13 protein-coding genes are annotated in these 12,197 nt (G+C 69.6%); 10 read left to right on the top strand and 3 right to left on the bottom strand.

Translation table 11 applies throughout. The features are described 5' to 3' along the window. Positions 1 to 38: 38 nt before the first annotated feature. The 3 genes from WPS_RS16235 to WPS_RS16225 all read right to left on the bottom strand — a co-directional run bounded on the left by WPS_RS16235 (position 39) and on the right by WPS_RS16225 (position 1,452). Positions 39 to 500, bottom strand: a complete 462-nt coding sequence (locus WPS_RS16235; RefSeq protein ID WP_317995504.1) for a hypothetical protein — start codon at positions 498 to 500, stop codon at positions 39 to 41. Continuing rightward, the gene (locus WPS_RS16230) at positions 497 to 865 is read right to left on the bottom strand and encodes a transposase (protein ID WP_317994598.1); all 369 of its coding nucleotides are present in this window, start codon (positions 863 to 865) and stop codon (positions 497 to 499) included. The genes WPS_RS16235 and WPS_RS16230 overlap by 4 nt, the downstream gene beginning before the upstream one ends. Before the next feature lie 344 nt (positions 866 to 1,209). Further along, positions 1,210 to 1,452: a hypothetical protein gene (locus WPS_RS16225; protein WP_317995503.1), complete on the bottom strand. Its 243-nt coding sequence runs from the start codon at positions 1,450 to 1,452 to the stop codon at positions 1,210 to 1,212. A gap of 127 nt (positions 1,453 to 1,579) precedes the next feature. On the opposite strand from WPS_RS16225, the gene mraZ reads away from it, so the two are divergent. The 10 genes from mraZ to ftsW are packed head-to-tail and all read left to right on the top strand — an operon-like array spanning position 1,580 to position 12,184. After that, the gene (gene mraZ / locus WPS_RS16220; RefSeq protein ID WP_317995502.1) at positions 1,580 to 2,020 is read left to right on the top strand and encodes a division/cell wall cluster transcriptional repressor MraZ; all 441 of its coding nucleotides are present in this window, start codon (positions 1,580 to 1,582) and stop codon (positions 2,018 to 2,020) included. Positions 2,021 to 2,051: 31 nt separating this feature from the next. Continuing rightward, on the top strand, positions 2,052 to 2,927 hold the full coding sequence (gene rsmH / locus WPS_RS16215) for a 16S rRNA (cytosine(1402)-N(4))-methyltransferase RsmH (protein WP_317995501.1): 876 nt from the start codon (positions 2,052 to 2,054) through the stop codon (positions 2,925 to 2,927). Further along, positions 2,924 to 3,340, top strand: a complete 417-nt coding sequence (locus WPS_RS16210; protein WP_317995500.1) for a hypothetical protein — start codon at positions 2,924 to 2,926, stop codon at positions 3,338 to 3,340. Before rsmH ends, WPS_RS16210 begins: the two co-directional genes overlap by 4 nt. Before the next feature lies 1 nt (position 3,341). Then, complete coding sequence (locus WPS_RS16205) at positions 3,342 to 5,105, top strand: peptidoglycan D,D-transpeptidase FtsI family protein (RefSeq protein WP_317995499.1); 1,764 nt, start codon at positions 3,342 to 3,344, stop codon at positions 5,103 to 5,105. Further along, on the top strand, positions 5,105 to 6,541 hold the full coding sequence (locus tag WPS_RS16200) for a UDP-N-acetylmuramoyl-L-alanyl-D-glutamate--2,6-diaminopimelate ligase (protein WP_317995498.1): 1,437 nt from the start codon (positions 5,105 to 5,107) through the stop codon (positions 6,539 to 6,541). The genes WPS_RS16205 and WPS_RS16200 overlap by 1 nt, the downstream gene beginning before the upstream one ends. Then, positions 6,538 to 7,926 (top strand): UDP-N-acetylmuramoyl-tripeptide--D-alanyl-D-alanine ligase, encoded by a 1,389-nt coding sequence (locus WPS_RS16195; RefSeq protein WP_317995497.1) that lies wholly within the window; start codon positions 6,538 to 6,540, stop codon positions 7,924 to 7,926. Before WPS_RS16200 ends, WPS_RS16195 begins: the two co-directional genes overlap by 4 nt. Then, positions 7,923 to 8,618, top strand: a complete 696-nt coding sequence (locus WPS_RS16190; protein WP_317995496.1) for a coenzyme F420-0:L-glutamate ligase — start codon at positions 7,923 to 7,925, stop codon at positions 8,616 to 8,618. The genes WPS_RS16195 and WPS_RS16190 overlap by 4 nt, the downstream gene beginning before the upstream one ends. Then, positions 8,615 to 9,610, top strand: a complete 996-nt coding sequence (gene mraY / locus WPS_RS16185) for a phospho-N-acetylmuramoyl-pentapeptide-transferase (RefSeq protein ID WP_317995495.1) — start codon at positions 8,615 to 8,617, stop codon at positions 9,608 to 9,610. The genes WPS_RS16190 and mraY overlap by 4 nt, the downstream gene beginning before the upstream one ends. Then, entirely contained in the window at positions 9,607 to 11,022 is a 1,416-nt protein-coding gene (murD, locus tag WPS_RS16180; RefSeq protein WP_317995494.1) for a UDP-N-acetylmuramoyl-L-alanine--D-glutamate ligase, read from the top strand. Before mraY ends, murD begins: the two co-directional genes overlap by 4 nt. After that, a complete protein-coding gene (ftsW, locus tag WPS_RS16175) occupies positions 11,012 to 12,184 on the top strand; it encodes a putative lipid II flippase FtsW (protein WP_317995493.1) in 1,173 nt (390 codons plus the stop codon). Before murD ends, ftsW begins: the two co-directional genes overlap by 11 nt. Positions 12,185 to 12,197 lie beyond the last annotated feature (13 nt).

The following is a 12,197-nucleotide window of genomic DNA, read 5'->3' as shown; positions in this document are numbered from 1 at the left end:
ATCGACGAACCGGAATTACAGCAGATTTGGGACTTGACTTACCGACTGAATACGTCGACGATCATGTACAGATGGAAGTACGTCCACTTCCGCGTTCCGGGAAGCCGCGTAATATCCCACGACCACACCTGGCACGGCATCGTCGCGAGAAGCTCCGGCTTAACGCGTGCCGGATGCGTCGCAAGACGCCGCCGTTCGGTCGTTTCCCCGGTCTGACGCAGGATGCGATACATCGTCGAGATCGAGCAGAAATACTCCCCCTCGTCCAAAAGCATGGCGTAGATCGAGCGCACGCTTCGGTCTGCGAAGCGTTCCTGATGCAGCACGGCAGAAACGTTCTCAACCTCAGACGGCGTCAATGCGCGCGACGAAGCACGCCGCGGTCGCGAGAGCGGCTCGATCACTGCGGCGGTTCGTGCGCGCCGATACAACGTCGCACGAGACGCGTTGAGAATACGTGAAGCGTAGCGCCGCCCGACGACGGTCGCAAGGTCGTTCACGATTCCCTCGAACTCGCCTGGGGTTCCGCGTCCTGCTCGGCGAGCATCTGCAAGAGCGCGTGCGCTTTTCCCAGGGCGGCGACGGTCCTCTCCGACTTCGCAAGCTTGCGCTCGAGTCGGGCAATCTGATCGTGCAGGCGACGCGTCTCCGTCGCATCCGGATCTGGACGGCGTCCACGCGGCGCGCGAGGGACGCTTGCCGCGATATGCTTGCGCCAGTTCGAAACGGACGAAGTGTAGATGCCGTGTCGGCGGAGAACCGCGGCGCGCTCGGCGGGCGTTGCGGCGGCGTCGTATTCGGCGACGATCTCGCGGCGCTTTTCCTCGGAGAAAACGCGGCGGGAGGCTTTCTTGGGAAGGTCCACGTCTTGGATCATGGTTCGGTAGCCTTGCTCGCCCTCAGTATTTGTTCCGGCTTGGTGGTCTCACCTCACGTTGACACAGAGAGAAACCGGGGATTCATGCCGTACCACCAGGCCTTTGCGACCAACGCGCTATCGCTCATTACGAGTATCCGCGTCGCCTGCAGCGCCGTTGGCAGCCGAGCTTCGGCGAACGCCGCTGATCGATATGCGCCTCCCACCTCCGCAGATCGTCCGTGTTCCCCACATCGCAGGCGGCGGCCGTCGTGGTTCGCGCCGAGCGTCTCAATGAGTTCGCGCGACGACCGCAGGGAACGGCAGCTGTCACCTGCGCGATCGCGACCTCGTCAACGATCCTCGTTTCGCGCCTCACGCTTCTTCGACCCGATGAACCGCGAATTGAGCTTCGGCGTCGGCGTCGTCGTCGGCCAAAACCGGACCGCCGGCGCCGGCCACAGCGCGCCGATCTCACCGACGAGGGTGATGTCGCCGCACCCGGTTTTTGCCTCCTCGATTAACCCGAACATACGTTCGCGTGGGTAGGGCTCACGCCGCTCCCTGAAAGCGCCGCCGGGGCGTCGAAGGTTCAAGCACTTCTGACGAGTGGCGACTTCTTCTGGCAATGCACATTTTTCTTCGTGTGCGTCCTTGTGGCGCGGTGATGTGGTGGGATATAGTGGAGGGAGATGGAGCGTTTTGGGGGCAAGGGGTGATCCAGTGTCGGATCGTCCCTTGTTCACCGGTTCGGCCGAGCACAGCCTTGACGACAAGGGCCGGCTCGTCGTGCCCTCGCGCTTCCGCGAGCGTCTCGGCGCCGGCTTCTACCTGTCGATCGACGAGCCCGACGGGTGTCTGGTCCTCTATCCCGCGGCGACGTGGAACGACGTCTGCGCGAAGCTTCAGGCGGCGCCGGTGAAGGATGCGCGCTTCCGGACGTTCGTGCGGCGGCTCTTCGCCCATACCGAAGAAGTCAGCTGCGATCCGCAGGGGCGCGTCGGCGTTCCGGCCGCGCTGCGCACGTGGGCCGGGATCGGCAAGGACGTCGTCTCGATCGGCTCGATGACGCGGGTCGAGGTGTGGGCGAAAGAGCGCTACGATCGCCACGTCGCCGATCCGACCGAACTCCCCGACTTCACGTCGGAACTGGGGCTGTTCTGAGTGGGCCCGTGCGCGCGAGGTGCCGGTAGCGATGGCCGATCACGTCGCCGTGCTTGCGGCGGAAGCGGTCGAGGCGCTGGCGATTCGTGCCGACGGCACGTATGTCGATGCGACGTTCGGGGCGGGCGGTCACGCCGCGCTGATCCTCACGCGGCTCGATCCTGCAGGGCGGCTGATCGCATTCGACGTCGATCCGTCGGCGCAGGCGCGTGCGCTCACCGATCCGCGCTTTACGCTGGTCTGCACCAACTTCCGCACGCTGGCGGCGTCGCTCGACGCGCTGGGGATCGCACGCGTGAACGGCGTGCTGTTCGATCTCGGGGTGAGTTCGATGCAGTTCGGTGAAGGGGAACGCGGCTTCTCCTTCCGCATCGCGGCGCCGCTCGACATGCGGATGGATCCGACGGCGGGCGAGAGCGCGGCGCAGTTTCTGGCGACGCGCGACGAGCGCACGATCGCGAATACGATCTATGAGTACGGAGAAGAGCGTGCGTCGCGCCGGATCGCGCGCGCGATCGTCGCGCTGCGCGATGCGGGGACGCCGGTACGCGACACGCTCGACCTGGCGAACGTCGTTGCCCGCGCAACGCGCATCCCCGGCCACGCGAAGATCCATCCGGCGACCCGCACGTTTCAGGCGCTGCGGATCGCCGTCAACGACGAGCTCGGCGCGCTGCGCGAGGGGCTCGCGGCGGCACTGCAACGGACTGCGACCGGCGGGCGGATCGCGGCGATCAGCTTTCACTCGCTCGAGGACCGTATCGTGAAACAGACGTTCCGTGACGATCCCCGCGTGCGCGCGGTGACGCGCAAACCAATCGTCGCGAGCGACGCCGAAGTCGCCGCGAACCCGCGCGCCCGCAGTGCGAAACTCCGCGTCGCGGAACGGATCGAGGCGGCCGGATGATCGCTCAACCCAAACACGTCGAACCGCCCCGTCACGTCGAACGCGTGCGGGCCGCGACGAAACGCCGCGTGCGGCGCTCGAAGCGGCGCGTCCATCGTCCGCTCTTCGCCGTCCTCGCGCTCGCCGTCGCCGCGCTCCTTCCGTTGCTGGGGTACGTGACGCTCACCGCCTCGATCACCTCGCAGAGCTATGCCGTCTCGCGCGCGCAGCGCGAACGCGCCGCGCTTGCCGAGGAGTCGCAGCGGCTCGAGAATACGATCGCGCGCCTCAAGTCGCCCGAACGCCTCGCGCAGCTCGCCGTGCAATTGAAGATGCACGATCCGCGCGTGTACGCGGTCGTGCCCGTGCCGCTCCCGCACGCCCGTCCGCAGCCGTCGGGCCTCGCACTCTTCTCGTGGATTAGCGGGCGGTAACATGGCGGCGCGTGCCTTCGCGCGCGTCGCTCCGGGCCGGGCGAAGATCGCGCTCGTTCTGGTTGTCGCGCTGGCCGGTGCCCTCGCTCTGCGGCTGGGCAACGTGCAAGTCCGCGAGGGTCCGAAGCTCGCCCGGTTCGCGCTCGCGCAGCACAACGAAGCCGTCGACGATTTCGCTCTGCGCGGGGCGATCCTCGATCGCGACGGCAACGTGCTGGTCCGCTCGCTCCCGTCCGAATCGATCTACGCGGTCCCCGCCGACGTCGCCGACCCGCAGGACGCGGCGCGGCGGCTCGCGCCCGTCCTTCACGAGCCCGCGGCGCAGCTCGAAACGGTGCTGCGCGACAGACTGCAGTTCCGCTGGCTGGCGCGCAAGGTGCCGCACGAGGTCGCCGAACGCGTGCGCCGGCTGGGGATCGCGGGGATTGAGACCAAGGGTGAAGAGACGGGTCTGCGATTCGTCGCGTCGGGACGCCTCGCTTCGACGGTGATCGGCTTCACCGGGACCGACGAGAACGGACTCGACGGCCTCGAGTACGGCTTCGATCGCCTGCTGCGCGGCGTCCCCGGAAAGATGCGGATCGAGGCCGATCAGTTCGGGCACGCGATCCCGCTCGGCGAGAAGCACGTCATCGAACGCGCCGTCCCCGGGACGACGATCGTCACCACGATCGATCCCTACGTGCAGTTCGAAGCGGAGCATCTGCTGCGCGGCGCCGTCGCGCAGTGGCACGCGCGCAGCGGGACCGCGATCGTGATGGACCCATGGAGCGGCGAACTGCTCGCGGTCGCGAACATGCCGGATTTCGATCCCGCGCACTTCGGCGCGTTCGCGAGCGACGCGTGGCGCGACCGCGCGATCACCGACGCCTACGAGCCGGGCTCGACGTTCAAATTGATCACCGTCGCCGCCGCGCTCGACAGCGGCAGGATCACGCCGGCGACGCGTTTCCCGAGCCGCGACACGCTCGAGGTCGGCGGCCGCGTGATCCACAACGCCGACGACGGCTTCAACGCCAGCGTCGGCGGCACGACGTCGCTCGACGACATCATCGCGTACTCGTACAACGTCGGCGCCGCCGAAGTCGGGATGGCGACCGGCGCTTCCGCGATCTACCGGACCCTCACGCGCTTCGGCTTCGGCGATCCGACGGCGGTCGAACTCCCGGGGGAGAACCCCGGGATCGTCTTGCCGCCCTCCACGTGGAGCGGTTCGACGCTGCCGACGATCGCGTTCGGACAGAGTATCTCTGTGACGCCGCTGGCGATGATCCGCGCCTACGCGGCGATCGCCAACGGCGGCCTCCTGCTCCGCCCGCGGATCGTCCACGCGCTCGCCGACCCGTCGGGGAAGACGATCTACACCTACCGTCAGGAGATCGAGCGGCGCGCGATCTCCGCCGCCACTGCCGCCAGGCTGCGATCGTATCTGCGCCAAGTCGTCACCCGCGGGACAGGCAAGGGGACGGCCGAGGTTCCGGGGTATGCGACGGCGGGAAAAACCGGCACGGCACAGATCGTCGAGAACGGGCGGTACGAGCCGGGCGCCTACAACGCATCGTTCATCGGGATGATCCCCGCCGAGCATCCTCGCTACGTCATCCTGGTCAAGGTCGAACGCCCGGTTGGTTCGATCTACGGCTCGCAAGTCGCCGCGCCCGTCTTCGCGCAGCTCGCTCGCGCGACGATGCTGCATGCCGGGATCATGCCGGCCGCGCCGCCGCGCTTGGTCCGTCGCAGCGGGCGCGCGAAGGACACACGCTGATGCGAGAGACGTCGGGACTTCTCGCGGCGCTGGCCGGCGCGCGGGTGGTCGGGACGCCGCCGCCGCGGATCGATGCGATCGCGAGCGATTCGCGCGCGGTCGGGCCGGGGACGGCGTTCGTCGCGCTGCGCGGCGAACGCGACGACGGGCACGAATTCATCGGCGACGCGATCGCGCGCGGCGCCGCGCTGATCGTCGCCGAACGCGCGCCCGACACCGAGGTGCCGTGCGTGCTCGTCGACGACACGCGCATCGCGGCCTCGGCGCTCGCCGACGCGTTTCACGACCGCCCCTCGGCGTCGATGCTGGTCGTCGGCGTCACCGGAACGAACGGCAAGACGACGACGACGCACCTGGTACGCGACATGCTCGAGTCGTCCGGCGTCCCGTGCGGCGTCGTCGGGACGCTCGGCGGCGCGTTCCGCGAGCGCTCCTGGCCGCTCGCGAACACGACGCCGCTGGCGATCGAGCTGCACGGTCTGCTCGCCGCGATGCGCGACGCCGGCGCGCGCGCGATCGCGATGGAAGTGTCGTCGCACGCGCTCGCCCTGCGCCGCGTCGACCACGTCCGGTTCGCGGCCGCCGCGCTGACCAACATCACGCGCGATCACCTAGATTTTCACGGCACGTTCGAACGGTACGTCGCGGCGAAGCGGCGGCTGTTCGACCTTGCTCCGTTCGCGGTCCTCAACGTCGACGACGCATCGGGCGCGGCGTTCGCCCGCGAAATCGCCGGGCTCCGGCCGATCACGTACGCGATCGACGCCGCCGCGATGCTGCGCGCTGAAGAGGTCCGGCTCGACGGCGACGGGTCGCATTTCCGCGTTGCCGGAACGACGGTGGCGATCGCGCTGCCGGGGCGTTTCAACGTGCGCAACGCGCTGGCGGCCTTCGGCCTGGGGCGGACTCTGGGGATCGGCGACCGCGAGATCGCGCGCGGTTTGGGCTCGACCAAAGCGGTCCCCGGCCGGATGGAACGGATCGGCGCGTTCGGGATCGACGCGGTCGTCGACTACGCGCACACCCCCGACGCGCTCGAGAACGTCTTGCGCGCCGCGCGCGAGACGACGCGCGGACGACTGATCGTCGTGTTCGGGTGCGGCGGCGACCGCGATCCCGGCAAGCGCGTGCAGATGGGCGAGATCGCCGCGCGCCTCGCCGACCGCGTCATCGTCACCAGCGACAACCCGCGCAGCGAAGACCCGATGGCGATCGCCGTCGCCGTCGCGACCGGTTTCCCGCACACCGATATCGTGCTCGATCGCCGCACCGCGATCCGCCGCGCGATCGACGACGCGCACGCGGGCGATACGGTCGTCGTCGCCGGCAAGGGACACGAGACGTATCAGATCGTCGGGGCGGACGTGCGCCCGTTCGACGATCGCGACGAGGTGCGCAACGCGTTCTCGACGCGCGCGGAGGGAGCGCGAAGGTGAGGCTTCCGCTCGGCGACGCGATCGCGGCGACGCGTGCGGCGGCGGTGAACCAGGGGGCGCTGCCGGCGTCGCTCCTGGTGCAGACCGACTCGCGCGATCTCGAACGCGGCGCAACCTTCCTCGCGCTGCGCGGCGAGCGCTTCGACGGTCACGCCTACGTCGCGCAGGCGTTCTCGCGCGGCGCGGCGTGCGCGATCGTCGACGACGCGTCGGCGGTGCCGCCGGGGCGGCCGGCGCTGGTCGTCTCCGACACGCTGCAGGCGTATCTCGATCTGGGTTCGCTCGCGCGCACGCGCGTGCGCGGACCGGTCGTCGGGATCACCGGCTCGACGGGGAAGACGACGACGAAGCAGTTTCTGCTCGCGCTCCTGCGCGGTGCCGGCGTCCCGGTGACCGCGACGCCGGAGAACGAGAACAACGAAGTCGGCGTCGGAAGGTTTCTCTGCGGCCTCGAGGACGGCGACGCGCGCGTCGCGATCGTCGAGATGGGCGCGCGCAAGTATCGCGACCTCGACGTGCTGGTCGCCGCGGCGCGGCCCGACGTCGGCGTCCTCACCAACATCGGCGAAGCGCACTTGGAGATCATGGGCAGCCGCGAGCGGATCGCGGAGACGAAGTGGGCGCTCCCCGCCGGCTCCCGGCAAGCCGTGCTCAACCTCGCCGACGAGGCGTCGCGCGAGCGCGCGCGTGCGTTGAGCGCGCACCCGGTATGGTACGGAATCGATCTCGAACGCCCGCCGCACGGCGATCGCGGCGTCGTCGTGGAGCCGGAAGCGGTGTGGGCGATCGCAGGGGATGGGACGACACAGACGCATCGGCTGTCGATCCGCTTCCCCGGCGATCACAATCGCCGCAACTTGGCCGCCGCCTTCGCCGCCGCGCTGCTGTGCAGCGAACGGGTGCCGGGCGGCGCCGACGCGGCGGCGCTCGCGGAGGCGGTCGGCACGCTCGCGCTCCCGCACGGCCGCTACGAAGTCGTCGAGCTGCGCGACGACGTGCGGCTCGTGTTCGACGCGTACAACGCGTCGCTCTCGGGGACGCTCGCGACGCTCGCGACGTTCGGACGCGAAGAAGCGGAGCGTCGCATCGCGGTGCTGGGCAGCATGGCCGAACTCGGCGACGACTCGCCCGCGATGCACGAGAAGATCGGAGCGATCGCGGCGACGCGCGCCGACGTCGTCCTCGCCGGCGGTCCGTTCGCCGACGACACCGCGCGCGGCGTCGAAGCGGCCGGCGGTCACGTCTATCGGTACGCGACCAACGACGACGCGGTCGCGTGGCTGCGCGCGAACGTTCAGCGCGGCGACGCGATCCTGCTCAAAGGTTCGCGCCGGTACAAGATGGAGGAGATCGCGACGGCGCTCGGCGCCGAGGTGTTCCGATGATTCCGGTCGCAGTCCGCGAGCCGGGGATCCCCGACGGGCTCATCGCGATCCCCGTGCGCACGCGGCTGATCGCCCCGGGCGACGATCTCACGGTGCTGGTCGGCGAGTCCGTGCGCGGGATCGCGCGCCCGGGCGACGTCGTCGCGGTCGCCGAGACGGCGGTCGCGATCGCGCAGTCGCGTTTCATCCCCGCCGAGTACATCCGCCCCTCGAGGCTCGCGCTCGCGCTCTCGCGCCGGGCCGGGGCGCTCGCGACGATCAATCAGCCCGAATCGCTGCAGCTGGTGATCGACGACGTCGGCGCGGCGAACGTGGTGCGCGCCGCGATCGCGCACGTGCTCGCCGCGCTGCGCGGAAAGCGCGGCGTGTTCTACGAGATCCTCGGCGAGGCGATCGCGGCGATCGACGGGTACACCGGCACCCTGCCGCCGTACGAACGCGCGATCGTCCTCGGCCCGGCCGAGCCCGATCGTGTCGCGTCGGAGCTCGCCGCGGCGCTCGGCGTGCACGTCGCGATCATCGACGCCAACGATCTGCACCGCGCGAAGACGCTCGGTGCGTCGCCGCAGCTCGACCGCGGCGCGGTGGAGCGCGCGCTGCTCGGCAACCCGCACGGCAACGGCGACGAGCAGACGCCGCTGGTCGTGCTCACGTGGCGCGGGGACGGGCCAAGCCCGCTGGCGGCACCGTGACGGCAAATCCGGCTGCATTCGCGCTCGTCAACGCACCGCTGGGCCTCGGGATCCTCGCCGTAACGGGCGTGTTCGCGACGCTGCCCGCGTTCATCCTGACCGCGCTGCTGGGGCGCCCCCTCATCGCGCGGCTGCAGCGCGCCGCAGCGCGGCAGACGGCCTACGAGGACGCGCCCAAATCGCATCAGACGAAGACCGGGACGCCGACGATGGGCGGCGTGCTGTTCGCGATCGCGCCGCCGATCGCGCTGCTGCTCGCGCCGTCGCGCACCACGGCCGCTCTCGCGCTGCTCGTTTACTCCTGCATGGCGATCGGCGCGGTCGACGATCTCGCAAAGATCCGCAAGCAGAAGAACAAAGGTCTGCGCGCGGTGCCGAAGTTCGCGCTCACCGCCGCCGCGGCGACCGCGTTCCTCCTCGTCGCCGGACCGCAGACGATGTCGTTCGTCGCGATCGGTCCGGTCCCGGCGTGGCTGTGGTACGGGCTCTCGATCTGCGTCGTGCTCGCCACGACGCACGCCGTCAACCTCACCGATGGTCTCGACGGGCTCGCCGGCGGGACGGTCGTGCCGCCGCTGGTCGCGTTCGTCTGCATCGCGGGGATTCTGCACGCGATCGGCGTCGCGATCTTCGCCGCCGCAGTGCTCGGCGCGGTGTTCGGCTTCCTCGTTTACAACCGTCATCCCGCGCGCGTCTTCATGGGCGACACCGGCTCGCTCGCGCTCGGCGGCGCGCTCGCCGGCGTCGCCGTGCTGACCGGCGCGCACCTGTTCCTGCTGCTCATCGGCGGCGTCTTCGTCGCCGAAACTCTCAGCGTCATCATCCAGGTCGCTTCGTACAAGACGACGCGCCGCCGCGTGTTCCGGATGAGCCCGCTTCACCACCATTTCGAACTCGGCGGCTGGCCGGAGACGAAGGTGACGTCGCGCTTCTGGCTCGCTTCACTCCTGCTCTCGCTCGTGGGCTTCGCCCTGATCGCACGCACGACATGAACGTTCCCTCACCCAGCGGCCGCTTCGACCGCTCCGAACACGTCCTCGTCATCGGCCTGGGCCGCAGCGGACGCGCCGGCGTCGCGGTGCTGCGCGAGCGCGTCGGCTCGATCGCCGCGACCGACGAGGCGCCGCGCGACGCGCTCGGTGACGCGCTTGCGGAACTCGCCGCGAGCGGCGTCCCGTTCGTCGATCCCGGCGCGCTCGACGCGCTGCTCCCCTCGCTCACGGTGGCCGTCCTCTCGCCGGGGATCCCGCTCAACGCCCCGATCGTGCGGCGCGTGCAGGCCGCCGGCGTCCCGGTGTTCAGCGAAGTCGAAGTCGCGTACCGCATCTGCAAGGCGCCGATCGTCGCGGTCACCGGAACGAAGGGAAAATCGACCACGACGGCGCTCGTCGGCGCGCTCTTCGCCGCCGCCGGGAAGACCGTGCACGTCGGGGGCAACATCGGCAACGCGCTGATCGGCGAGACCGCCGGCGCGGCGCCCGACGACTGGGTGATCGCCGAAGTGAGCTCGTTTCAGCTCGAGTCGATCCGTTCGTTCAAGCCGCGGATCTCGCTGATCACGAACATCACTCCCGATCACCTCGACCGCTACTTTTCGATGGAGGAGTATGCGGAAGCGAAGTTCCGCATCTTCGCCAACCAAGGTCCGGGCGATACGTTCGTCGGCAACTACGACGACGAGATCGTGCGCGCCGCGCCGGGTGAAGACGGCAATCGCATCAAGAGCCGCCAGTTGTGGTTCGCGTCGGAGCCGCATCGCTCGACGAGCCTCTACCTGCGCGGCGGCGAGCTGATCGTATACGCGCCGCCGACCGGCGATCCGCGGCCGATCGACGTGATGCGCGTCGACGAGATCCCGCTGCTCGGCCGGCACAACGTCGAAAACGCGATGGGCGCGATCCTGGTCGCGCTCGCCGCGGGCCTCCCGCTCGAGGCCGTCCGCGAGGGCGTGCGGGGATTTCGGCCGCTCGGTCATCGCCTCGCACCCGTCGCCGACGTCGACGGCGTGCAGTACGTCGACGATTCGAAGGCGACGAATCCCGGCGCGGTGATCGCGGCGATGCGTTCGTTCGACCGGCCGATCGTGCTGATCGCCGGCGGCAAAGCGAAGGGGACCGAGTTCGCCGAGATGGGGAAGGTCGTCTCGTCGCGCGCGAAGGCGGTCGTGCTGATCGGCGAAGCCGCCGACGAGATCGCCGCCGTTGTGAAGCGCGCGACCGTCGAACGCGCCGCGTCGATGGAAGAGGCCGTGCGTCGCGCGCACGCGCTCGCCGCGCCCGGTGACATCGTGCTGCTCTCGCCGGGCTGCGCGTCGTTCGACATGTTCCGCTCCGCCGAGCATCGCGGCGAGTTGTTCGTCGAAGCGGTGCAGGCGCTCGACCATCGAGTCGCCGGTGCTCGGTAGCGCCAGCGTCGCGCCCCGCGCGCGGGGGCGCGAACGCGAACGCGGCCGGGAGCGCACGCTGCGGATCGCGCTGCGCCCGCCCGACGCGCTGCTGCTCGGCGCGGCCGCGTTCCTGGTCGCGATCGGCCTGGTCATGGTGTTCAGCGCGTCGAGCGTGACCGCGTACGCGAGCTATCACGACAACGCGTTCTATCTCAAGCGTCAGCTCGCGTATCTCGGCGCCGGGATCGTCTTCGGCTACCTCGCGTACCGCATCGACTACCGCAAGCTCCGGGCGCTCGCGCCGGGGACGGTGATCCTCGCCGTCGTCCTGCTCGTCCTCACGCTGATCCCGCACGTCGGCTTCGCGACCGGCGGCGCGCGGCGCTGGCTCGGCTTTCACGCGCTCTCGTTTCAGCCCTCGGAGTTCGCGAAGCTGGCGCTGGTGCTGTTCCTCGCCGCGAAGCTCGCCCAGCTCGGCGAGGGCGTCCTCTCGCTCTCGAAAGGTGTCGCGCCGGCGTTCTTCGTGACGTTTCTGCTCGCGGTGCCGATCTTTCTCGAGCCCGACATGGGAACGGCGTCGCTGCTGATCTTCACGGCGTTCGCGATGATCTTCGTCGCCGGCGCCCGCTTCGAGCACCTCGTCATGGTCACGCTGGCGCTGCTCCCGGCCGTCGCCGTCGCCGTCGGCTCGTCGGCGTACAAGCGCGCGCGCGTGTTCGCGTTTCTCAACCCGTGGAAAGACGCGCAGAACACGGGATTCCACATCGTGCAGTCACTGCTCGCGCTGGGAAGCGGCGGCGTGATCGGCTTGGGCCTCGGCGCGTCGCGGCAGAAGTATTTCTATCTCCCCGAAGCCCACACCGACTTCATCTTCGCGGTGCTCGGTGAGGAGTTGGGTCTGCTCGGCGGCCTGGTGGTGATCGCGCTCTTCGTCCTCTTCGCGGTCCGCGCGATCACGCTCGCGCAGAAGGCGCCCGACCGTTTCGGGATGATGCTTGCGCTCGGATGCACGTTCCTGATCGTGATCCAGGCGTTCATCAACATCGGCGTCGTCACCGGCTCGTGGCCGGTCACCGGGGTGCCGCTCCCGTTCATCTCGTTCGGCGGGACGTCGCTGGTGGTCTCGCTCGTCGCGGTCGGGCTGATCGCGAACGTCGGCCGCTGCCGCGCCCTGCCGTGACGCGCTGACCGTG

The organism is Vulcanimicrobium alpinum (genome assembly GCF_027923555.1).
In the GTDB taxonomy this organism is placed as follows: Bacteria; Vulcanimicrobiota; Vulcanimicrobiia; order Vulcanimicrobiales; family Vulcanimicrobiaceae; genus Vulcanimicrobium; species Vulcanimicrobium alpinum.
Note: the sequence above shows the minus strand (reverse complement) of the source record. Positions and strands in the feature narration are given on the sequence as shown.

What these genes read in the sequence shown, in the direction of transcription:
- rsmH (WP_317995501.1), top strand. Translation starts at nt 2,052, where the DNA reads ATGGCCGATCACGTCGCCGTGCTTGCGGCGGAAGCGGTCGAGGCGCTG.
- WPS_RS16210 (WP_317995500.1), top strand. Translation starts at nt 2,924, where the DNA reads ATGATCGCTCAACCCAAACACGTCGAACCGCCCCGTCACGTCGAACGC.
- WPS_RS16205 (WP_317995499.1), top strand. Translation starts at nt 3,342, where the DNA reads ATGGCGGCGCGTGCCTTCGCGCGCGTCGCTCCGGGCCGGGCGAAGATC.
- WPS_RS16200 (WP_317995498.1), top strand. Translation starts at nt 5,105, where the DNA reads ATGCGAGAGACGTCGGGACTTCTCGCGGCGCTGGCCGGCGCGCGGGTG.
- WPS_RS16190 (WP_317995496.1), top strand. Translation starts at nt 7,923, where the DNA reads ATGATTCCGGTCGCAGTCCGCGAGCCGGGGATCCCCGACGGGCTCATC.
- murD (WP_317995494.1), top strand. Translation starts at nt 9,607, where the DNA reads ATGAACGTTCCCTCACCCAGCGGCCGCTTCGACCGCTCCGAACACGTC.